This window comes from Paraburkholderia sp. HD33-4, from assembly GCF_021390635.1.
Lineage (GTDB): Bacteria > Pseudomonadota > Gammaproteobacteria > Burkholderiales > Burkholderiaceae > Paraburkholderia.
The window spans coordinates 1,351,522-1,374,592 of sequence record NZ_JAJEJS010000001.1; the positions used below are offsets into that span (position 1 = coordinate 1,351,522).

Here is a 23,071-nt window from a genome sequence, read left to right on the forward strand (position 1 = left end):
CGGCGTAAATGGGTTTTTCGATGCAAACCGAAGCTCAATCCCAATCCTGTAGCAAGATCGTTTCAGACGAGCCAGTGTTCGGGGGGCCGGCGACGCGGCGCAAGTCGCATGCGGTCAACGTCCGCTGGGGCGGCCAGCTCGTGACGATCGGCGGCGATGCGCCGGTGCGCGTGCAGTCGATGACCAACACCGACACCGCCGACGCAATCGGCACCGCCATCCAGATCAAGGAGCTGGCGCAAGCCGGTTCCGAGCTGGTGCGTATCACCGTGAATACGCCGGAAGCGGCGGCGGCTGTGCCGGCAGTCCGTGAGCAACTCGACCGCATGGGCGTGACGGTGCCGCTCGTCGGCGACTTCCATTACAACGGACACCTGCTGCTGCGCGACTTTCCGGGCTGCGCGGAATCGCTGTCGAAGTACCGGATCAATCCGGGCAACGTCGGGCACGGCGCGAAGCGCGACACGCAGTTCGCGCAGATGATCGAGGCGGCGGTCAAGTACGACAAGCCGGTGCGCATCGGCGTGAACTGGGGCAGTCTCGACCAGGACTTGCTCGCGAAGATGATGGACGAGAATGCGTCGCGCGCTACCCCGTGGGAAGCACAAAGCGTGATGTACGAAGCGCTGATCCAGTCGGCGATCGGCTCGGCTGAGCGCGCGGTCGAACTCGGCCTCGGGCGCGACCAGATCATCCTGTCGTGTAAGGTCAGCGGCGTGCAGGATCTGATCGCGGTGTACCGCGAACTCGCGCGCCGTTGCGACTTCGCGCTGCATCTTGGCCTCACGGAAGCAGGCATGGGCTCGAAGGGCATCGTTGCGTCGACCGCGGCTCTTTCGGTTCTTCTGCAGCAGGGCATCGGTGACACGATCCGTATTTCGCTGACGCCGGAACCGGGCGCATCGCGCACCGGCGAAGTGATCGTCGGACAGGAAATCCTGCAGACCATGGGCCTGCGCTCGTTCACGCCGATGGTGATCGCGTGCCCGGGCTGCGGCCGCACCACGAGCACGCTGTTCCAGGAACTCGCGTCGCAGATCCAGACCTATCTGCGTCAGCAGATGCCGATGTGGCGCGACCAGTATCCTGGCGTCGAAACGATGCACGTCGCGGTGATGGGCTGCATCGTCAACGGGCCAGGCGAGTCGAAGCAGGCCAACATCGGTATCAGCCTGCCGGGCTCGGGCGAGAACCCGGCCGCGCCGGTGTTCATCGACGGCGAGAAAGTGAAGACGCTGCGCGGCGAGAACATCGCGCAAGAATTCCAGCAAATCGTGAGCGACTACGTCGAGCGCCGCTATGGCCGCGCCGACGCGCTCAACTAAATAGCGGCTATCGAAACACAGATGACTGAACAGAAGAAAAAGCTCGAGAAGCTGTCCGGCGTGAAGGGCATGAACGACATCCTTCCGCAGGAAGCCGGGCTCTGGGAATTTTTCGAAACCACCGTCAAGTCGATGCTGCGTTCGTACGGATACCAGAATATCCGCACGCCGATCGTCGAGCATACGCAGCTGTTCACGCGCGGCATCGGCGAAGTGACCGACATCGTCGAAAAAGAGATGTACAGCTTCACCGACGCATTGAACGGCGAAAACCTGACGATGCGCCCGGAAAACACGGCGGCCGTAGTGCGCGCGTCGATCGAGCACAACATGCTGTACGACGGCCCGAAGCGCCTGTGGTACGTCGGCCCGATGTTCCGTCATGAGCGTCCGCAGCGCGGCCGCTATCGCCAGTTCCACCAGGTCGGCGTCGAGGCCCTTGGCTTCGCGGGTCCGGATGCGGACGCGGAAATCATCATGATGTGCCAGCGCCTGTGGGACGACCTCGGACTGACTGGCATCAAGCTCGAAATCAACTCGCTAGGCCTCGCTGAAGAGCGCGCCGCGCATCGCGTCGAACTGATCGCATACCTCGAAAAGCACATGGACGTGCTCGACGAAGACGCGAAGCGCCGTCTCTATACGAACCCGCTGCGCGTGCTCGATACGAAGAATCCCGCGCTGCAGGAAGTCGCGCAGAACGCGCCGAAGCTGATCGATTTTCTCGGCGCAGAATCGCTCGCGCATTTCGAAGGCCTGCAACGTCTGCTGAAGGCGAACAACCTTCCGTTCACGATCAATCCGCGTCTCGTGCGTGGTCTCGATTACTACAATCTGACCGTGTTTGAGTGGGTTACCGACAAGCTCGGCGCGCAAGGCACGGTCGCAGCGGGCGGGCGCTATGACCCGCTGATCGAGCAGCTCGGCGGCAAGCCGACGGCTGCTTGCGGGTGGGCGATGGGTGTCGAGCGGATTCTCGAGCTGCTGAAAGAAGAGCAGCTCGTGCCCGAAGACGAAGGCTGCGACGTGTATGTGGTTCATCAGGGCGACGCGGCGCGCGAGCAGGCGTTCATCATCGCCGAGCGTCTGCGCGATACCGGTCTCGACGTGATCCTGCATTGCAGCGCGGACGGTCAGTCGGCCAGCTTCAAGTCGCAGATGAAGCGCGCCGACGCGAGCGGCGCCGCGTTTGCTGTGGTGCTCGGCGAAGACGAGATCGCCAACGGCACGGTCGGCGTGAAACCGCTGCGCGATACGCAAGCCAACGGCGGTAAGAGCGAGCAACAGAACGTGCCCGCCGAAGACTTGACCGAATATCTAATCAATGCGATGGTTGCATCCGCCGAAGACGGCGACGACTGATCGCGATGTCGTTGGGCCGGCTGGCTCGACACGCACACGTAGCAAGAAAGAGGAAATCGCCGGGCGATGAGTTACCACGACGAACAAGAATCGATTGAAAGTCTGAAGGCATGGTGGCAGCAGTGGGGCAATGCGACCACGTGGATTGTGCTGGTGGTGTTGTTGGCAGGCGCGAGCTGGAATGGCTGGAATTTCTGGCAGCGTCGCCAGGCCGCGGAAGCCGCGGTGCTCTATGACCAGGTTCAACAGGCCGCGGCAAGCGGCGACAAGGCGCAGATCGCGCGCGTCGCCGCCGACATGGAAGACAAGTTCGGCCGCACCGCCTACGCGCAGATGACCGCGCTCGGCGCAGCCAAGGCGCTCTACGCCGCTGGCGATGAAGCCGGCGCCAAAGCGCAGTTGCAGTGGACGATCGATCACGCGAAGGACGACGAGTTCAAGCAGATCGCGAAGCTGCGCATGGCATCGCTGCTGCTCGACGACAAGGCCTACGACCAGGGCCTCGCGCTGCTGGCCGAGCCGCAATCCAATGCCTTCAAGGGCGTCGTGGCGGACCGCCGCGGCGACCTGCTCGCCGCCCAGGGCAAGCGCGACGACGCGCGCGCGGCCTATAAGCTCGCGCTCGACTCGCTGTCGAAGAGCGACAGTTCGGCACGCCAACTGATCCAGTTCAAGCTGGATGCGCTTGGCGGCTGAACGTCCCGCGCGGCGCGCCGCGAGCCACGACCGCAAGGCGGTCTCCTTTAATCCATTTCCTGAATGCTTCGTCCACCGATGAATCTGCTGAAACGTTACGCCGTGCCCGTTATCTGTGCGATGACCGTTCTCACGCTGGCGGCTTGCTCATCCACGAAAGACGAGCGCCGTGTGCCGACGCCGCTCACCGAGTTCAAACCCGTGCTCGACGTGCAGCAGTCCTGGTCGGCGAGCGTCGGCAAGGCGGGCCGCTACCTGTTCTCGCCGGTTGCGGTCGGCAATGCCGTGTACGCTGCCGGCACCAACGGCACGGTCGCCAAGATCGACGCACAAACTGGCAAGGACCTGTGGCGCGTCAAGCTGCATGACGATCTGTCGGCGGGTGTCGGCAGCGATGGCACGCTGACCGCGGTCGGCGGGCTGAAGGGCGACGTGTACGTGCTCGGCGCGGACGGCAAGCAGCTGTGGACCGCGAAGGCGCCGGGCGAGCTCATTACGCCGCCGCTCGTCGGCAACGGCCTCGTGGTCGTGCGCACGATCGACGGCCAGATCGTCGCCTTCAACGCGCAAACCGGCGAGCAGAAGTGGAACTTCCGCAACCGCGCGGTTCCGCTGAATCTGCGCGTCTCGTCGGGCATGACGTTCGCGGGCGACGCGGCCGTGCTGGCCGGCTTCCCGGGCGGCTCGTTCGCGGCGATCAATCTGCAGACGGGCGACGCCTACTGGCAGACTCCGGTGTCGTATCCGAAAGGTGTGACCGAAGTCGAGCGTATCAACGACGTGACCGGGCCGCCCACGCTGGTCGGGTCGGAGACTTGCGCGGTGACGTTCCAGGGCCAGATTGGCTGTTTCGACGCGAACTCGGGCCGCGCGCTGTGGGGCAAGGCGTTTTCGAGCACGAGCGGCCTCGCGCAGGATGAGCGCAGCGTGGTCGCCGCCGACGACTGGTCGGTCGTGTCCGCATTCGACGTGAACAACGGCTCGGCACTGTGGAAGAATGAGACGCTGAAGAACCGCGACCTGAGCGTGCCGATGCTGCTCGGCCGCGCGGCCGTGTTCGGCGACTATCAGGGCTTCGTGCATTTTCTGTCGACCACCGACGGCACGCTCGTCGCGCGGGTGAAGACCGACGGCAGCGCGATTACCGCGGCGCCGGTGCTGGCCGGCGACACGCTGGTCGTACAGACGCGCGACGGCGGCCTGTTCGGTTATCGTCCGCGCTGACGCTACAGATGGTGTCAGGCGCGCAGGCCGGCTTTGCCGGCCGCGCGCCTTTTAAATTGAAGTCTGGGTCGGCCAAGGCGTGGGACGCCAGCCTCGGGTTGCCACGCTGCGCCGCCTGAGATCGGGCAGGCTCAATAGAAGAAATCGCCGGACGGGCTGGTCCGGCAAGTCGGATCGAGGCTGTGCCCGCCGGTATGCAAGGAGGCGCGTGCGCTTCGTCGGCGGCTTTGCAGACCCAGGACACGCTCGAACACGAGCGGGTCAGCCGTCGAGCAGCCCGATCTGAAGCAGGCGACCCCGGTGGCGTCTGTGCAGCCCACTCCCGTCCGCCTGGATGCGCATATCGATCGCGCATCCGGAGCAGGCCGAATTCGTGATAATTTCGTCAAAACGCCGCCGCGTCGCGGCCGCCTGGCGTCGCTACGCGCGCGATCGATTGCGATCCCGCGTTTCACCGTGAACAACATCAGATGAAACCCGTTATTGCCCTCGTTGGGCGCCCCAATGTGGGGAAATCCACGCTTTTCAACCGTCTCACGCGCTCGCGTGACGCGCTGGTTGCCGACCTGCCCGGTCTCACGCGCGATCGCCATTACGGCGAAGGCCGCACCGGCGAGCGGCCGTATCTGGTCGTCGATACCGGTGGCTTCGAGCCCGTCGCGAAGGACGGCATCCTGCACGAGATGGCGCGCCAGACCCGCCAGGCGGTCGAGGAATCGGACGTCGTCGTGTTCATCGTCGATGGCCGCAATGGTCTCGCGCCGCAGGACAAGTCGATCGCCGACTATCTGCGCAAGGTCGGCCGGCCGATCTTCCTCGTCGTCAACAAGGCCGAGGGCATGAAGTACAGCAACGTCGCGGCCGACTTCTACGAACTGGGCCTCGGCGACCCGCGCGCGATCTCGGCCGCGCACGGCGACGGCGTCACCGACATGATCAACGAGGCGCTCGAAGTCGCGTATGCCGGGCAGCCGGAAGAGAGCGAGGAAGACAAGGAAGCGCGCGGCGTGAAGATCGCGATCGTCGGCCGGCCGAACGTCGGCAAGTCGACGCTGATCAATGCGCTGGTCGGCGAAGAGCGCGTGATCGCGTTCGACATGCCGGGCACCACGCGCGACTCGATCTACGTCGATTTCGAGCGCAACGGCAAACCGTACACGCTGATCGACACGGCCGGCCTGCGCCGCCGCGGCAAGGTGTTCGAGGCGATCGAAAAGTTTTCGGTCGTGAAGACGCTGCAGTCGATATCGGATGCGAACGTCGTGATCCTGCTGCTCGACGCGCGTCAGGACATCTCGGATCAGGATGCGCACATCGCCGGCTTCGTCGTCGAGCAGGGGCGGGCGCTGGTGGTTGGCGTGAACAAATGGGACGGTCTCGATCCGCATGTGCGCGAGCGCACCAAAGCCGACCTCGAACGCAAACTAAAATTTCTGGACTTCGCCAAATTCCATTTCATTTCCGCCGCGGAAAAAACCGGAATCGGGCCGCTGATGCGTTCGGTCGACGACGCGTACTCGGCCGCAATGTCGAAGCTGCCGACGCCGAAACTGACCCGCGCGCTGATCGAGGCGGTCGAGTTCCAGCAGCCGCGCCGTCGCGGTCCGGTACGTCCGAAGCTGCGTTACGCACACCAGGGCGGGCAGAATCCGCCGATTATCGTGATTCACGGCAATGCACTCGACGCGATCACCGACACGTATAAGCGGTACCTCGAAAATCGCTTCCGGGAAACTTTCAAGCTGACGGGGACTCCATTGCGAATAGAGTTCAGATCGTCGACGAACCCTTACGCGGATAAAGGCTGAAGCTGGCTGACGCTGGTCTTAAACCTGGGCTGAAACCCGCGTGTACGCTGGGTTTGGCCGGGGGTCCCGGGCCCGCGCGTCGAAATGAAAATCAGCTATAGTGTAGCGGTTGGCGGCGGATCTCTTTTTCTTCGCCGTCAATTCAGTCAACCTGCAAAAAAATACGGAGTTTGCTATGAGCAACAAAGGGCAATTGTTACAAGACCCGTTTTTGAACGCACTGCGTAAAGAGCATGTGCCGGTGTCGATCTACCTGGTCAACGGCATCAAGCTTCAAGGGAACATCGAATCGTTCGACCAGTACGTCGTGTTGCTCCGGAATACGGTCACCCAGATGGTCTACAAGCATGCCATTTCGACGGTCGTGCCTGCCCGTCCGGTGAATTTCCACCCGGATTCCGAACAGTCCTAACCCTCGCCGCGGCCGGCACAGCGTCGCCCGTTGGCGATCATTCCCGGCCGCGTCATTTTGATACCCTCCAATTTGATCAATGCAGCGCTTGTTGGCATCGACTTCGGCAAGATCGATTTCGAAGCCAGTCTCGAAGAACTCAGCCTGCTCGCGCAAAGCGCGGGTGCGAATCCCGTAGTCACCGTCACCGGACGCCGTTCCAGCCCCGACGCGAAGATGTTCGTCGGTAGCGGCAAGGCCGAAGAATTGCGCCTTGCTTGCGAAGCGAACGACATCGAACTCGTGATCTTCAACCATGCTCTGGCGCCTGCGCAGCAGCGCAATCTGGAGCGGGCGCTTAATCGGCGCGTAGTCGATCGCACCAGTCTGATCCTCGACATTTTCGCGCAGCGCGCACGCAGCCATGAAGGCAAGCTGCAGGTCGAGCTCGCGCAGTTGCAATACCTGTCGACCCGGCTGATTCGCGCATGGACCCACCTCGAACGTCAGAAGGGCGGTATCGGTCTGCGCGGTCCAGGTGAAACGCAGCTCGAAACCGACCGCCGGCTGATCGGCGAGCGCATCAAGGCGCTCAAGATCCGCCTCGACAAGCTGCGTCGCCAGCATGGCACGCAGCGCCGCGCGCGTAGTCGCAACCAGACGATGTCGGTGTCGCTCGTCGGCTATACGAACGCGGGTAAATCGACGCTTTTCAACGCGCTGACCAAGGCGCAGGCCTATGCGGCTGACCAGTTGTTCGCCACGCTCGATACCACCTCGCGGCGCGTGTATCTGGGCGACGAAGCGGGGCAGGTGGTGGTGTCCGATACCGTCGGTTTCATTCGCGAACTGCCGCACCAGCTCGTCGCCGCGTTTCGCGCGACGCTCGAGGAAACCATTCACGCGGACCTGCTGCTGCATGTCGTCGATGCATCGAGCGCGGTGCGGCTCGACCAGATCGATCAGGTCAACGAGGTGTTGCACGCGATCGGCGCGGACACGATCCGTCAGGTGCTGGTGTTCAACAAGATCGATGCGGTGCCAGAGCTGGCGGCCCGTGGCGACGCGGTCGAGCGGGACGAGTATGGTAATATTTCGCGCGTCTTTTTGAGCGCGCGCACCGGGCAGGGGCTGGATGCGTTGCGCGCTGCCATCGCTGAAATCGCTACAGCCGAACCGCTTGCCGACATGCCGCTCGATGCGTCGCAAGATGACCGTACGGCGCAACTGCGCGACGACCACAAGGTTCCAGAACTCGGGCACTGACCCGTTCCAATTGCACTGACCCGCTGTCTACTCTGGTGAACGAACACAGGTGAACGATTACAACGAGCGGAGTATCTGGCTGCGCATGCGCGCCTTGCTTTCACTGAACGATCCGCGTTGGGGCCGGGGCGACGGCAACGGCGACCGGCAACGGCCGAACGATCCGAAGCGACCGGCGCGCGATGGTGAAGGTCCGCCCGATCTCGACGAAATGTGGCGTGATTTCAATCGCCGTCTGTCGCGGGTTTTCGGGCGCAAGGGTGGCGGCGGTGTCGGCGGCGGCCGTCCGGACAACGGCCGCGGCGCGCGCATCGGCGTCGGCATCGTGATCGGCGTGCTGATCGCGATCTATCTCGGCAGTGGCGTGTTCGTCGTGCAGGATGGCCAGGAGGCCGTCGTGCTGCAGTTCGGCAAGTATCGCTATACCGCGGCGCAGGGCGTGCATTGGCGTCTGCCGTATCCGTTCGAGTCCCACGAGTTCGTCAACGTCGGGCAGATCCGCCAGGTCGAGATCGGCCGCAGCAATGTGGTGCGTCTCGCGAACGTGAAGGAAGCAGCGATGCTCACGCACGACGGCGACATCGTCGACGTGCGCTTCGCCGTGCAGTACCAGGTGCGTAAGCCCAACGACTTTCTGTTCCGCAGCGTCGATCCCGATCAGAGCGTGATGCATGCCGCGCAGGCCGCGGTGCGCGGCATCGTCGGCGCGCACAGCACCAGCGATATTCTCGATCAGGATCACGAAACATTGCGCCAGCAGCTGATTGCGGCGATCCAGCAATCGCTCGACCAGTACCAGTCCGGCCTGGGGGTCACGGGCGTGACGATCCAGAGCGTGCAGGTGCCCGAGCAGGTGCGACCCGCGTTCGACGACGCCGCCAAGGTGCACGACGAAAACGAACGCGCGAAGCGCGACGCGCAGGCTTATGCGGCCGAACTTCTGCCGCGTGCGCAAGCCGACGTCGATCGTCAGGTGCAGGACGCCAAAACCTACAGCCAGACCACGGTCGCGCAGGCGCAGGCCGAGGCCGAGCGCTTCAATCAGGTCTACGTGCAGTATGCGAAGGCGCCGGCCGTCGTGCGCTTCCGCCTGTACATGGAAACCATGCAGCAGATTTACGCGAACGCAACCAAGGTCTTCGTCGACGCGAAGAACGGCAACAACGTGCTGTATCTGCCGCTCGACAGGCTCGTCGAGCAGAACCGCGAGCGTCAGGCCGCGGCGGCGGGCGCCGCCGCTTCGGGTCCTGCTGTCGCGGCGGCGCCGCAAGCGGCGAGTGCGGCTGCGCCGTCGGCCACATCGGCCGCTGAGACCGGGGCCGCGGCAGGCTCCGCCGCCGATGGCGCATCCGGTTCCGCTGCTTCCGCGCCTGCGCCGGCGAGCCGGCCGAGCGCCGCGTCGCTGCGCTCGCGCGAAGCGTTCCGTAATCGCCTGCGCGAAGATGACGTTCAATAAGGAGCGCACAAGAATATGAACCGAATCATTGCGCTCGTCGTCGCCGTCGTCATCGTAGTGTTTGCGGCATCGTCGATGGTGTTCGTCGTCGATCAACGTCATATGGCCGTGCTGTCCGCGCGCGGCGACGCGACGCCCACGCTGCTCGGCCCGGGGCTGCACGTGAAGCTGCCGCCGCCGCTGCAAACCGTCACGCTGGTCGACAATCGCATCCAGTCGCTCGACGCACCCGACGAGGATCATTACGTCACGTCCGACAAGACCGATCTGCTGGTCAACCCGGTCATCAAGTTCCGCGTGACCGATCCGCTGAAGCTGATCGCCGAAACGAAGGGTGATCCGCAAAGCCTGCCGGACCGGCTCGCGCTGCTGTCGCGCGGTGCGCTCGGCGATGCGTTCGGCAAGTTCACGCTGTCCGACGCGCTCGCCAAACAGCAGGCCGTCGCCGAAGAGGCACGCGGCGCGATGGACAAGGGCGCGGCATCGCTCGGCGTGTCGGTCGTGGATGTGCAACTCACGCGTGTCGATTTCCCGGCCGCGGTGGCCGACTCGGTATTCAAGCGCATGATCGCCGCGCGCCAGCAGGCCGCGGCGGACGAGCGCGCGAAGGGCGCCGCCGAAGCGAACCAGATCCGCGCGGACGCGCTCGCGAAGCAGCAGGCCGTGCTCGCCGACGGCCTCGCGCAGGCGCAGGGCATTCGCGGCGAAGGCGATGCGAAGGCCGCGGAAATCGCAGCCGAAGCGTTCGGCAAGGACCCGCAGTTCTATCAGTTTTATCAAAGCATGCAGGCGTACCGGAAGACCTTCAAACCGGGCGATCTGATCGTGGTCGACTCCAGTAGCGAGTTCTTCCGCTTCATGCGTAGCCCGACCGGCGGCGTCGCCCCGGACGCTCCCGCGCCTGCCGCGCGCAAACGCTGATTACCGAAGGCCGCGGCATTCGCATCGCGGCCGCTTCACTCGCATGGACATAGCTGGTTCGTTATTGCTCGCGATCGCGCTGATGCTGATCATCGAGGGGATGTTTCCGTTCGTTTTTCCGAGCGCCTGGCGCGACACCTTCCGTAAAATAGCGGAACGGCCGCCGCATCAGATTCGTGTCGGCGGGCTCATCGTGATGTTGCTCGGGCTGATTCTGCTGTTCATCGTGACCTGAAGCGGGCTGGCTTGTCCGACGAACGCCGCTGGTTGCGGCGTGTTCCGCCCGCTCGAGCAAAACGCCGCATGTCCGGTCAGGCTGCGGCGCGTGACGCGTGGCGCGTGGCGCGTGGCGCGCAAGCCGCTAGTCGCCGCCCGAGCGTCTGTGTCACCCGCCAGAATCAAGCCGCTGTACGCCATTCACACTCATCATCGGCGCTTCAAGCCGCCGTGTTCAACGCCGTAGGACTGTATCGATGTCGACCTGGTTGCTTCCTGAGAATATCGCCGACGTGCTGCCGTCGGAGGCCCGCAAGATCGAAGAATTGCGGCGTCATTTGCTGGACCGTTTCCGCTCGTACGGCTACGAGATGGTGATGCCGCCGCTGCTCGAATACCTCGAGTCGCTGCTGTCGGGCGGTGGGCACGACCTGAACCTGCGTACCTTCAAGCTCGTCGATCAACTGTCGGGCCGCACGCTCGGTCTGCGCGCCGACATCACGCCGCAGGTCGCGCGCATCGACGCGCATTTGCTGAACCGCCAGGGCGTCACGCGTCTTTGCTACGCGGGCAACGTCGCGCATACGCGCCCGCGCGGCCTGCATGCGACGCGTGAGCAGATCCAGATCGGTGCGGAAATCTACGGCCACGCGGGCCTCGAAGCGGATCTCGAAATCCAGCAACTGATGCTCGACGCGCTGCGTCTCGCCGGCCTCGCGAAGGTGCGTCTGGACCTGTGTCACGCCGGCGTGCTGGCGGCGCTGATCGAAGCGGAGCCAGCCGCCGAGGAACTCGGCGAGGCGCTCTACGACGCGCTTGCCGGCAAGGACGTGCCGCGCCTCGTCGAGATGACCGCGCAATTCTCTCCGGTGATTCGCGATGCGCTGCGCGCGCTGCCCACGCTGTACGGCGACGCATCGGTGCTCGAAGAGGCCCGCGCGCGTCTGCCGAATTCGCCGGCGATCGCCCGCGCGCTCGACGACCTCGCGTTCCTCGCGAGCCAGGTCGACGGCGCCGAAGTCATGATCGACCTCGCCGATCTGCGCGGCTACGCGTACCACAGCGGCGTGATGTTCTCCGCGTACGTGGACGGCGTGCCGAACGCGGTCGCGCGTGGCGGCCGCTACGACCATGTCGGCCAGGCCTACGGTCGCGCGCGCGCGGCAACCGGCTTTTCGCTGGATTTGCGCGAAGTCGCGCGTATTTCGCCGGTCGAAGCGCGCAGCAGCGCGATCCTCGCGCCGTGGCGGCACGACGAAGGTCTGCGCGTCGCGGTAGCGGCATTGCGCGATGGCGGCGAAGTGGTGATCCAGGCACTGCCCGGCCACAAGCACGATCTCGATGAATTCGCGTTCGACCGGGTGCTGGTCGAGCGCAATGGCGCATGGGTGGTCGAACCGCGCGCCTGAGCCGCGCGTTCCGATCAACTCGGCCGGGGATGTGTGCCCGGCGCTCGCCACGGGGCGGCGCAAGCGCTGCCCGAACCGCGCGCGGACGAGCGACTCTTCGCGGCCGCGCATCCCTCGCAATACTCAACATAACGTGCATACCGTTGAGCGGAAACGGAAAAATTCCGGAAGCTTCCGCGAACCTAGGTAAAATACGTTTTTAACCAGCTTACGAAACAACATGTCTGCCAGCGCAGTGAATGTGAACCCCGGGCGCAACGTCGTCGTCGTGGGTACCCAATGGGGTGATGAGGGCAAGGGCAAGATCGTCGACTGGCTGACGGACCACGCTCAGGGCGTCGTTCGCTTCCAGGGCGGTCACAATGCCGGCCACACGCTCATCATCGGCGGCAAGAAAACCATCTTGCGTCTGATTCCGTCGGGCATCATGCATCCCGGCGTCGCGTGCTATATCGGCAATGGCGTCGTGTTGTCGCCGGAAGCTCTGTTCAAGGAAATCGGCGAACTCGAAGCCGCCGGCGTCGACGTCCAGAAGCGTCTGTTCATTTCCGAAGCCACCACACTGATCCTGCCGTACCACATCGCGATCGACCAGGGCCGCGAAGCCCGCCGTGGCGCGGGCAAGATCGGCACGACTGGCCGTGGCATCGGCCCGGCCTATGAAGACAAGGTCGCGCGCCGCGGCCTGCGCGTGCAGGACCTGTTCGACGCGCCGGCCTTCGCCGAGCGTCTGCGCGAAAACCTCGACTATCACAACTTCGTGCTCACGCAGTACCTCGGCGCTGCCGCGGTCGACTTTCAGCAAACGCTCGACACGATGCTGAGCTATGCCGACCGTCTGAAGCCGATGGTCACCGACGTGTCGCGGCGTCTGTACGACGTCAACGCGAACGGCGGCAATCTGCTGTTCGAGGGCGCGCAGGGCACGCTGCTCGACATCGACCACGGCACCTATCCGTTCGTCACGTCGAGCAATTGCGTCGCGGGTGCCGCGACGGCGGGCGCGGGTGTCGGTCCGCAAAAGCTCAACTACATCCTCGGCATCACGAAGGCGTACTGCACGCGTGTCGGTTCGGGCCCGTTCCCGAGCGAACTGTACGATGCGGACAACGCGTCGCGCCAGAACCCGATCGGCCTCGAACTCGCCACCGTCGGCAAGGAATTCGGTTCGGTCACCGGCCGTCCGCGCCGCACCGGCTGGCTCGACGTCGCCGCGCTGCGCCGCTCGATCCAGATCAACGGCGTGACGGGTCTGTGCATGACCAAGCTCGACGTGCTCGACGGTCTCGACGAAGTGAAGCTGTGCGTCGGCTACACGGTCGACGGCCAGAACGTCGATCTGCTGCCGCGCGGCGCGACGGAAGTCGCGCGCTGCGAACCGGTCTACGAAACCTTCGCGGGCTGGAAGGAAAGCACGGTCGGCATCAAGGAATGGGACAAGCTGCCCGCTAACGCGCGTGCATATTTGACGCGCGTGCAGGAAGTCGCGGGCATTCCGATCGACATGGTGTCTACCGGTCCGGATCGCGACGAAACGATTTTGCTGCGTCATCCGTTCAAGGTTTAAGCGATGCAAGGTGTACCAATGATCGCGATGAAAGATCCGCGCAACGACGACAAGAACCTGTGGGTCGGCTGGGACGAATATCACCGGCTGATCGAGGTGCTCGCACTTGCCGTGCACGAATCGGGCTGGAAGTTCGACAAGATCCTGTGCCTCGCGCGCGGCGGTCTGCGCGTCGGCGACCAGCTGTCGCGCATCTACGATCTGCCGCTGGCCATTCTCGCAACGAGCTCGTATCGCGAGGCGGCCGGCACGGAGCAGGGTGAACTAGACATCGCGCAATACATCACGATGACGCGCGGCGAACTGCACGGCAACGTGCTGCTCGTCGACGACCTCGTCGATTCGGGCGTCACGCTCGCGCGCGTGCAGCAGCATCTGAAGGAACGCTATCCGGCGATCACCGCGGTGCGCTCGGCGGTGCTGTGGTACAAGGGCTGCTCGAAAGTGAAGCCCGACTACCACGTGCAGTATCTGCCGACCAACCCGTGGATTCATCAGCCGTTCGAGGAGTGGGACACGGTGCGTCCGCATAACCTCGGCGCGTGGATCAAGCGCGGCATTGCCCAGGCCGGGGAGGCGTCGGGCAATTGACGCGAAGCCGCGCGCGTCATGCTTCGCCGCATCGGATCTCGCGCGTCATCGCCGTGTCACAAAAAGGAGCCCAGTCGGGCTCTTTTTTTTGCGTCGAACGCCGCGTCGGAACGCCCGTACGGCGGCAGACGCGGCCATATCGCAGTGCTAAACTGCGCGGACATCCACGTGGCGTATCCACAACAAGCCGGGCGGTGCCGGATGGGCAGTTTAGAATAGCGGTCGTTTTTTCCGCCCGGGAACGGATTTCCTCGCGTCCATGACAGATAACAATCACGTACACAAACAGCCGCTGCCTTCTCTTGCGATTGCCGCGATCGGAGTGGTGTTCGGCGACATCGGTACGAGCCCGTTGTACTCGCTGAAGGAAGCCTTCAGCCCATCGCACGGTATCCCGTTGACCGATCAGTCGATTCTTGGCGTGATCTCGCTGTTGTTCTGGGCGATCGTGATCGTGGTCGGCATCAAGTACGTGCTGTTCGTGATGCGCGCCGACAACAACGGCGAAGGCGGCGTCCTCGCGCTGATGGCTCTGGCGATGCGCTCGGTCGATCAGAAAACGAAAATGGGCGGCGTTCTGATGATGCTCGGCATCTTCGGCGCCTGCATGTTCTACGGCGACGCGGTGATCACGCCGGCGATCTCGGTGATCTCGGCGGTCGAAGGCCTCGAAATCGCCGCGCCGCATCTGGCGCATCTGGTCATTCCGCTGACCATCGTGATCCTGATCGTGCTGTTCTGGATCCAGCGGCACGGCACAGCAACGGTCGGCCGTCTGTTCGGGCCGATCATGACGCTGTGGTTCCTCGTGCTCGCCGTGCTCGGCCTGTGGCACATCATGCAATCGCCGAACGTGATTCAGGCGCTCAATCCGTACTACGCGTACACCTTCATGGCCGCCCACGTGCTGCAGGCCTACGTGGTGCTCGGCTCGGTGGTGCTGGTGCTGACCGGTGCGGAAGCGCTGTACGCAGACATGGGTCACTTCGGCGCGCAACCGATCCGCATGGCGTGGTACGTGCTTGTGATGCCGTCGCTGGTGCTGAACTACTTCGGCCAGGGCGCGCTGCTGATGCGCGACTCGAAGGCGATCGAAAATCCGTTCTTCCTGCTCGCTCCGGACTGGGCGCTGTTGCCGCTCGTCGTGCTGTCGACGGTGGCGACGGTGATCGCGTCGCAGGCGGTGATTTCGGGCGCTTACTCGCTGACGAGCCAGGCGATCCAGCTCGGCTACGTGCCGCGTATGAAGGTCCTGCACACGTCCGAACTCGCGATCGGGCAGATCTATGTGCCGGTCGTCAACTGGATGCTGCTGTTCATCATCCTGTGCATCGTGATCGCGTTCAAGAGTTCCGACAATCTGGCGGCCGCGTACGGTATCGCGGTGACGGCAACGATGGTGATCACCACGATCCTCGCCTGCGTCGTGATGGTGAAAGTGTGGAACTGGAACAAGCTGCTGGTCGGGCTCATCATCGGCGTGTTCATGGTCGTCGATCTGGGCTTTTTCGGCGCGAACCTGCTGAAGGTCGAAGAGGGCGGCTGGTTGCCGTTGTGCATCGGCGGCCTGCTGTTCTTCCTGCTGATGACGTGGTTCAAAGGCAGGATGATCGTGAAGGAACGCACGGCCGCAGACGGTATTCCGCTGATGCCGTTCCTGCAAGGCCTGCTCGCGCATCCGCCGCATCGCGTGTCGGGTACCGCGATCTATCTGACCGGCAGCGATTCGCTGGTGCCGGTGAGCCTGCTGCACAATCTGAAGCACAACAAGGTGCTGCACGAGCGCACGATCTTCCTGACCTTCGTCACGCGCGACATTCCGTACGTGAAGGACGCCGATCGTGTGACCGTGAAGGACATGAACGGTGGCCTGTGGCTGGTGAAGGCGGCCTACGGCTTCAACGAAACGCCGGACGTGAAGGCGGTGCTGCTCGAAGTCGGACGCACGCACGACATGACCTTCGAATTGATGGACACGTCGTTCTTCCTCGCGCGCGAAACGGTGGTGCCGACGCAATTGCCGGGCATGTCGGTATGGCGTGAGCGTGTGTTCGCGTGGATGCATCAGAACGCCGCGAAGCCGACTGACTTCTTCAGCATCCCGGCTAACCGGGTCGTGGAACTGGGGACGAAGATCGAGATTTGACGGCCCGCGCGTGACGTGCGGGAGGGAGTGCAAACAAAAAGCCCACGCAATGCGTGGGCTTTTTGTTTATGCGCTCGCAAACGGCCTGGCGCGCGACGCAGTCATGCACGGACCGGTGCACGTACAACGTAGTGCACCGGTCCGATACGCTCACTTCTGTTTGAGCTTCGCAAACGCTGCCGCCATCGCGCCGCCCGGCTCCGGTTCGCGCGAGCGCTGCGGCGCGCCGCGTCCCGCTGCGCCGCGGTTGAAGCCTCCCGCGCCAGCGCGGTCCTGTTGCGCACCACCGCCGCTGCGCGCGGCCGCCGCGCCGGGTTCGTCGTCGAGACGCATCGTCAGTGCAATTCGCTGGCGCTTCACGTCGACTTCGAGCACCTTGACCTTGACGATCTGACCGGCCTTCACGACTTCGTGCGGGTCCTTCACGAACTTCGTCGACAGCGCCGACACGTGCACGAGACCGTCCTGATGCACGCCGACGTCGACGAACGCGCCGAACGCCGCGACGTTCGTCACGACGCCTTCGAGCACCATGCCCGGGATCAGGTCGCTGACCTTCTCGACGCCTTCGCGGAACGTCGCGGTCTTGAATTCGGGGCGCGGATCGCGGCCCGGCTTTTCGAGTTCGACCAGGATGTCGCGCACGGTCGGCAGACCGAAACGTTCGTCGACGAATTCAGCGGGTGACAGTCCGCGCAACGCGTCGCGATTGCCGAGCACTTCGCCGACCTGCTTGCTGATCTTCGCGAGAATACGCTGGACCACCGGATACGCTTCCGGGTGCACCGACGAACGGTCGAGCGGATTCTCGCCGTTGTTGATGCGCAGGAAGCCGGCGGCCTGCTCGAAGGTCTTGTCGCCGAGGCGCGGTACTTTGCGCAGATGATCGCGCGACGGGAACGGCCCGTTCGCATCGCGATAGTCGACGATGTTGCGCGCGAGCGTTGCATTGAGACCCGACACCCGCGCGAGCAGTGCGACCGACGCGGTGTTCGCATCGACGCCGACCGCGTTCACGCAGTCTTCGACGACCGCGTCGAGCGAGCGCGCGAGTTCGCGCTGGTTCACGTCATGCTGATACTGGCCGACGCCAATCGCCTTCGGCTCGATCTTCACGAGCTCGGCGAGCGGGTCCTGCAGACGTCGCGCGATCGACACCGCGCCGCGCAGCGACACGTCCATGTCGGGGAATTCTTTCGCGGCGAGCTCGGACGCCGAGTACACCGACGCGCCCGCTTCCGACACGACGATCTTCTGCAGTTTCAGCTCCGGATGACGCGCAATCAGTTCGCTCGCGAGCTTGTCCGTCTCACGCGACGCGGTGCCGTTGCCGATGCTGATCAGCTCGGCCTGGGTCTGCGCGGCGATTCGCGCGAGCTTGGCGAGCGAGCCGTCCCAGTCGCGGCGCGGCTCGTGCGGGTAGATCGTGTCGGTCGCGAGGACCTTGCCGGTGCGGTCGACCACCGCCACCTTGACGCCGGTGCGCAAGCCCGGATCGAGACCGATCACGGCCTTCGGACCAGCGGGCGCCGCGAGTAGCAGGTCCTTCAGATTGCGCGCGAACACGCGAATGGCCTCATGCTCGGCTTCGTCGCGCAGATTGGTCAGCAGCTCGTTTTCGAGGTGCGGCTGCACCTTCACGCGCCAGCACCAGCGGCACACGTCGGAGAGCCACTTGTCGGCGGGGCGGTTCTGATTGGCGACGCCGAAATGCCGCGCGATCAGCGCTTCGCCCGGATGCGGTATCTGCGCGTCGAGCTCTTCGCCGAGACCGAGCTTGATCATCAGCACGCCGGCATTGCGGCCGCGGAACAGCGCGAGCGCGCGATGCGACGGCACCGTGCGGATCGTTTCGGCGTAGTCGTAGTAATCGCGGAATTTCTCTTCTTCCGCGGTTTCCTTGCCTTCCACGACCTTCGACGACACCACGCCCTGGTTGAACAGATAGTCGCGCAGCTTGCCGAGCAGCTCGGCGGTCTCGCCGAACTGTTCGGACAGGATGTCGCGCGCGCCGTCGAGCGCGGCCTTCACATCGGCGACGCCTTTCTCCGCGTCCACGTAAGCGGCGGCTTCGGTCTGCGGATCGAGCAGCGGATTGCCGAGCAGCGCGTCGGCGAGCGGCTGCAAACCGGCTTCGCGCGCGATCTGCGCACGCGTGCGGCGCTTCGGCTTGTACGGCAGATAAAGGTCTTCCAGCACCTGTTTGCTGTCGGCGCCTTCGATCGCTGCGCGCAGTTCGTCGGTGAGCTTGCCCTGTTCGTCGATGCTCGCGATGATCGCCGCGCGCCGGTCTTCCAGCTCGCGCAGATACAGCAGGCGTTCCTCGAGATTGCGCAGTTGCGTGTCATCGAGATTACCGGTCACTTCCTTGCGGTAACGGGCGATGAACGGAACGGTCGCGCCTTCGTCGAGTAGTTCCACCGCGGCCGCGACCTGGCGCGGCTGGACGGACAGTTCGGTGGCGATGCGCTGGACGATCTTGAGTGCTACGGTTTCCGTCATAAGGTCTTGGTGTTCCTGCGGACTCAGTGATGGGCCGCGCGCGGGCGGCAAATCGGGACAGGCCGGGCGTGCGCCGCGACCAGGCTGCTAGAGCGGGGCATTTTGCCATAAATGCCAAAGGGCTCAACCGCGGGGTGTTAGAATTTCGGGCATGTTCCGTTGACCCTCTACGACGTTGCCAATCTCCTTGTCCCTCAACCGCCTGGTCTCTTCGCTGGCGTCAGGTTCACTGCCGGGTTCACTGCCGGATTCGCTGCCGGGTTCGTCTCGGGGTTCGTGTCAATTGCCGCTGGTTTCATTGCGCTGGATCGGTCCGTCGCTTGTAACGGTCGCCGCGTCGTGCGTGATCGCCGCTGCGCTTGCCGTGCCGGTGTCGGCCGCAGCGCAGAGCGTGACGCCCGCGGAAGCTGCGGCGCCTGTCGCGGCATCTGGCCCGCAAGCCGCCGCAACGGCCGACAGCCCCCAAAGCGCAAGTGACGCAGCCGCGCTGGACAAGTCGTTCGACGAGCGGCAACAGGTGCTCAATCAGCGCACCGACGACAACAATTATCAATTCGCGGTCGCGCAGCACAACTGCTACAGCCGCTTCTTCGTCAATCACTGTCTGAACCGCGCGCGCGACGCGATGCGCAGCGTGCAGGCGGACATCCGCAAGGAACAGCTCGCACTCGACGCCGAGCAGCGTGTGCAGCGCGCCCGCGAGCGCGACGAACGCACGGCATTGCGCCGTGCGCAAAACGAGGCGGAAGCGCCGCAACGTGCCGCCGAAGACACGCGCAACGAGCAGGCGTATCAGGAAAAGCAGCGTCAGCACGCGCTCGATCAGGCGCAGCGCAACGCCGAGGCACCGCAGCGCGAAGCCAACGCGCAGGCCTACCAGGACAAGCAGCATCAGCACGCGCTCGACCAGGCGCAGCGCAACGCCGCGGCGCCGCAGCATGAAGCCAACGCTCAGGCCTACGATCAGAAGCAGCGCCAGCACGCGCTCGACCAGGCGCAGCGTGGTGTCGCGCCAGCGCAGTCGGCGGCCAATCAGAAGGCCTCCAACCAGAAGCAGAGCGACTACCAGCGCCAGCTCGAGCAAGCGCGTCAGCAGGGCGCGCAAAAGGCCGCGGAGCGCCAGCAGAAGCAGGAGAATTTCGAGCGGAAGCAGGCCGACGCCGCGCAGCACAAGCTCGATGTCGAGGCGCGTCAGAAGCAGGCCGCCGAGAAGGCCGAGCAGAAGCGTCAGGACGACTTGAAGCAGCAACAACAGCTCGAAGAGCAGCAAAAGCAGCAACAGGAGCAACAGTAAGCGTGCTGTAGTGGCTGTGCCGTAGAGTGAGCCGTGGCGGTCGTAGCCAGGACCGCCGTAGTCGCCGTAATGCGTTTTGAGCCGGACAGCAACCTCAGGCATCGGGCCGCGCGCAAGCGGTTCGTGCCGCCGACTAGAGGAGGCGAGCATGCGCGATCGTCATCACGCCATCGACGCAAACACACTTCGCGACCGCATTCTGCAACTGGAATCGGAGCATAGTGGACTCGACCGGTTGATCGACCGGATGTCGGATGAGCCCGGCATCGACGACTTCGAGTTACAGCGCCTGAAAAAGCGCAAACTCAAAGTCAAGGACACCATCATCTTGCTGCAATTGCAGCTCGAACCGGACGCGCGCGCCTGAGTTCGCGGCCTGGCAGGCGCCGGGCGCGCAGCGCGCGAGCCGGACTTAGCAGGAACGCTTGCCTTGAATTCACCGCATGACACTTCATCCCGGGCCACGCCGGAGAACGCATCTGCTCCGGGCACGCTGGAGGCACGCGCGGCGGCGTCGGTGCCGGGCGTGTCGCTGAGTCGGCGCCGCGCGAGCGAGCTCGACGACATCTTCGCCGACAACGGTCTGCTCGCGCGGCAGATCGACGGTTATCGGCCGCGTGCGTCGCAGATCGAGATGGCACGCGCGGTCGCCGCGGCGATGGAAGCGTCGGGCCGCGCCATGCCCGAGCCCGCGATGTTCGACACGCAGAAGCGCCCGGCGCGGCGCCTGCAGCAGACCGGCACGGATTCGGCTTCCGAGTCGACCGACGGCAACGCCCACGCCGATGGCGTCGATGCTGGTGAGAACACGCTGATCGTCGAGGCCGGGACCGGCACCGGCAAGACCTATGCGTACCTCGTGCCGGCCATGCTGTGGGGCGGCAAGGTGATCGTCTCGACCGGCACCAAGCATCTGCAGGATCAGCTATTCCAGCGCGATATTCCGACCGTGCGCGACGCGCTCGCGGTGCCGGTGTCGGTCGCGATGCTGAAGGGCCGCGCGAACTACCTGTGCCATTACTACCTGCAACGCACCGCCGACAACGGCCGTCTGCCGTCGCGCCAGGAAACCTCGTATCTGCAGGACATCGTGCGCTTCGCGAAGATCACGCGCACCGGCGACAAGGCCGAACTCGCGAGCGTGCCGGAGACGGCGCAAGTGTGGTCGATGGTCACGTCGACGCGCGACAACTGCCTCGGCCAGGAGTGTCCGCACTACAAGGACTGCTTCGTCATGCAGGCGCGCCGCGAAGCGCAGCAGGCCGATATCGTGGTGGTCAACCATCATCTGTTTTTCGCCGACATCATGCTGCGCGATACCGGCATGGCGGAACTGCTGCCGACCGCGAACACCGTCGTCTTCGACGAAGCGCATCAGCTACCCGAAACCGCGACGCTGTTTTTCGGCGAGACACTATCGACCGCGCAGTTTCTCGAACTCGCACGCGATTCGGTGGCCGAGGGCCTCGGTCACGCACGCGATGCGATCGACTGGGTGAAACTCGGCGCGACCCTCGAGCGCGCGGCGCGTGACGTGCGGCTCGCGTTCAAGGAAGATTCGGTGCGGCTGTCGATCGGCCAGCTGCCCGACGATCATCCGCTGTTTGCCGCGCTCGAGACGCTCGAAACCGAGCTCGATGCGCTGGCCTCGGCGTTGGCGGGTCAGGCCGAGCGAGCCGAATCGCTGGGCGCGTGTCTGCGTCGCGCGCGCGAGTTGCAGGACGTGCTGAGCGGCTGGACCACGCCACCCACGAGCACCGAACGCAACGCGGTCGCTACACGCGAAGGTGACGCCACCGCTGAGCGCGCCGATCCGAATGAAAAGGTGCGCTGGATCGAGGTGTTCTCGCACACGGTCCAGCTGCACGAAACGCCGCTGTCGGTCGCGCCGATTTTCGCCAAGCAGCGCGCCGGCGTGCCGCGCGCGTGGATCTTCACATCGGCGACTCTGTCGGTGCGCGGCGACTTCACGCACTATGCGGCGCAGATGGGCTTGAACTCGAAGCGCTCGATGACCTTGCCGAGCCCGTTCGACTATCCATCGCAAGGGCTTCTGTACGTGCCGCGCAATCTGCCGCAGCCGTCATCGCCGATGTTCACCGACGCCGTGTTCGATGCCGCGTTGCCCGCGATCGAAGCATCGGGCGGCGGCGTCTTCATGCTGTGCACGACGCTGCGCGCGGTGGACCGCATCTCGACGAAGCTGCGCGACGCGATCGAGTCGCGTGGCTGGGACTATCCGCTGCTCGTGCAGGGAGACGCGAGCCGCACCGAACTGCTCGACCGCTTTCGCGCGTACGGCAACGCGATTCTGGTCGGCAGTCAGAGCTTCTGGGAAGGGGTGGACGTGCGCGGCGACGCGCTGTCGCTGGTCGTGATCGACAAGCTGCCGTTTGCGCCGCCGGACGATCCCGTGCTGGCCGCGCGGCTCGACGCGCTGACGAAGAAGGGCTTGAGCCCGTTCGCCGTGCATCAGCTGCCGCAGGCCGTGATCACGCTGAAGCAGGGCGCGGGCCGGCTGATTCGCGCGGAGACCGATCGTGGCGTGCTGATGATCTGCGATACGCGTCTCGTCGATAAGCCTTATGGCCGCCGCATCTGGCAGAGTCTGCCGCCGTTCAAGCGTACCCGCGAGATCGACGTGGTCCGCGAATTCTTCGAAGAAAATGCGGTGCCCGGGGCAACGGCCCGATAGAACCGCTGAGGTTCTGCGTTGAAAACAAAACGCCGCATATAAAATGCGGCGTTTTGTTTTTTAGATGACGAGACAATTACCTGCGCGGCCACCTCGATAAATCGCGCGCCAAAAAGCAAAACGCCACGGAGATGAATCCGTGGCGTTTTGCCTGACTGCCCGGGAAATCGCAACGATTTCCCGAAACAGTTTTCGCCCAGAG

General features: G+C 64.4%; 18 protein-coding genes. 17 read left to right on the forward strand and 1 reads right to left on the reverse strand.

Annotated elements, in window-relative coordinates:
* Nucleotides 1-8: 8 nt before the first annotated feature.
* The 14 genes from ispG (at nt 9) to L0U84_RS06050 (ending at nt 16,378) form a co-directional block, all read left to right on the forward strand.
* Entirely contained in the window at nt 9-1,325 is a 1,317-nt protein-coding gene (gene ispG / locus L0U84_RS05985; protein WP_233848471.1) for a flavodoxin-dependent (E)-4-hydroxy-3-methylbut-2-enyl-diphosphate synthase, read from the forward strand.
* A 21-nt stretch (nt 1,326-1,346) separates the two neighbouring features.
* On the forward strand, nt 1,347-2,687 hold the full coding sequence (hisS, locus tag L0U84_RS05990; protein WP_129959409.1) for a histidine--tRNA ligase: 1,341 nt from the start codon (nt 1,347-1,349) through the stop codon (nt 2,685-2,687).
* A gap of 66 nt (nt 2,688-2,753) precedes the next feature.
* On the forward strand, nt 2,754-3,383 hold the full coding sequence (locus L0U84_RS05995) for a YfgM family protein (RefSeq protein WP_233848473.1): 630 nt from the start codon (nt 2,754-2,756) through the stop codon (nt 3,381-3,383).
* Nucleotides 3,384-3,461: 78 nt separating this feature from the next.
* Complete coding sequence (gene bamB, locus L0U84_RS06000; protein WP_233848475.1) at nt 3,462-4,607, forward strand: outer membrane protein assembly factor BamB; 1,146 nt, start codon at nt 3,462-3,464, stop codon at nt 4,605-4,607.
* A gap of 470 nt (nt 4,608-5,077) precedes the next feature.
* A complete protein-coding gene (gene der, locus L0U84_RS06005) occupies nt 5,078-6,415 on the forward strand; it encodes a ribosome biogenesis GTPase Der (RefSeq protein ID WP_233848508.1) in 1,338 nt (445 codons plus the stop codon).
* 175 nt (nt 6,416-6,590) lie between these two features.
* Nucleotides 6,591-6,827 carry an RNA chaperone Hfq gene (gene hfq, locus L0U84_RS06010; RefSeq protein WP_006051315.1) on the forward strand — a complete coding sequence of 79 codons (237 nt, stop codon included), beginning with the start codon at nt 6,591-6,593 and terminating at the stop codon, nt 6,825-6,827.
* A gap of 57 nt (nt 6,828-6,884) precedes the next feature.
* Nucleotides 6,885-8,072 (forward strand): GTPase HflX, encoded by a 1,188-nt coding sequence (hflX, locus tag L0U84_RS06015; RefSeq protein WP_233848511.1) that lies wholly within the window; start codon nt 6,885-6,887, stop codon nt 8,070-8,072.
* 49 nt (nt 8,073-8,121) lie between these two features.
* The gene (hflK, locus tag L0U84_RS06020; RefSeq protein ID WP_233848513.1) at nt 8,122-9,528 is read left to right on the forward strand and encodes an FtsH protease activity modulator HflK; all 1,407 of its coding nucleotides are present in this window, start codon (nt 8,122-8,124) and stop codon (nt 9,526-9,528) included.
* Nucleotides 9,529-9,543: 15 nt separating this feature from the next.
* Complete coding sequence (gene hflC / locus L0U84_RS06025) at nt 9,544-10,449, forward strand: protease modulator HflC (RefSeq protein ID WP_233848514.1); 906 nt, start codon at nt 9,544-9,546, stop codon at nt 10,447-10,449.
* 43 nt (nt 10,450-10,492) lie between these two features.
* Nucleotides 10,493-10,684: a DUF2065 domain-containing protein gene (locus tag L0U84_RS06030; RefSeq protein WP_129959421.1), complete on the forward strand. Its 192-nt coding sequence runs from the start codon at nt 10,493-10,495 to the stop codon at nt 10,682-10,684.
* Between the two features lie 238 nt (nt 10,685-10,922).
* A complete protein-coding gene (locus L0U84_RS06035) occupies nt 10,923-12,074 on the forward strand; it encodes an ATP phosphoribosyltransferase regulatory subunit (protein ID WP_233848515.1) in 1,152 nt (383 codons plus the stop codon).
* 220 nt (nt 12,075-12,294) lie between these two features.
* Nucleotides 12,295-13,641, forward strand: a complete 1,347-nt coding sequence (locus tag L0U84_RS06040) for an adenylosuccinate synthase (protein ID WP_233848516.1) — start codon at nt 12,295-12,297, stop codon at nt 13,639-13,641.
* A gap of 18 nt (nt 13,642-13,659) precedes the next feature.
* Nucleotides 13,660-14,232 (forward strand): phosphoribosyltransferase, encoded by a 573-nt coding sequence (locus L0U84_RS06045; protein WP_129959427.1) that lies wholly within the window; start codon nt 13,660-13,662, stop codon nt 14,230-14,232.
* A gap of 259 nt (nt 14,233-14,491) precedes the next feature.
* On the forward strand, nt 14,492-16,378 hold the full coding sequence (locus tag L0U84_RS06050; RefSeq protein WP_233848517.1) for a potassium transporter Kup: 1,887 nt from the start codon (nt 14,492-14,494) through the stop codon (nt 16,376-16,378).
* 150 nt (nt 16,379-16,528) lie between these two features.
* Here L0U84_RS06050 and L0U84_RS06055 read toward each other — a convergent pair whose 3' ends face one another.
* The gene (locus L0U84_RS06055; protein ID WP_233848518.1) at nt 16,529-18,880 is read right to left on the reverse strand and encodes a Tex family protein; all 2,352 of its coding nucleotides are present in this window, start codon (nt 18,878-18,880) and stop codon (nt 16,529-16,531) included.
* 283 nt (nt 18,881-19,163) lie between these two features.
* Between L0U84_RS06055 and L0U84_RS06060 the strand changes: the two genes are divergently transcribed.
* The 3 genes from L0U84_RS06060 (at nt 19,164) to L0U84_RS06070 (ending at nt 22,869) form a co-directional block, all read left to right on the forward strand.
* Entirely contained in the window at nt 19,164-20,174 is a 1,011-nt protein-coding gene (locus L0U84_RS06060) for a hypothetical protein (protein ID WP_233848520.1), read from the forward strand.
* Nucleotides 20,175-20,322: 148 nt separating this feature from the next.
* Nucleotides 20,323-20,541, forward strand: coding sequence for a DUF465 domain-containing protein (locus L0U84_RS06065; protein ID WP_233848521.1), 219 nt, complete (start codon nt 20,323-20,325; stop codon nt 20,539-20,541).
* 63 nt (nt 20,542-20,604) lie between these two features.
* Nucleotides 20,605-22,869, forward strand: coding sequence for an ATP-dependent DNA helicase (locus L0U84_RS06070; RefSeq protein WP_233848526.1), 2,265 nt, complete (start codon nt 20,605-20,607; stop codon nt 22,867-22,869).
* Nucleotides 22,870-23,071 lie beyond the last annotated feature (202 nt).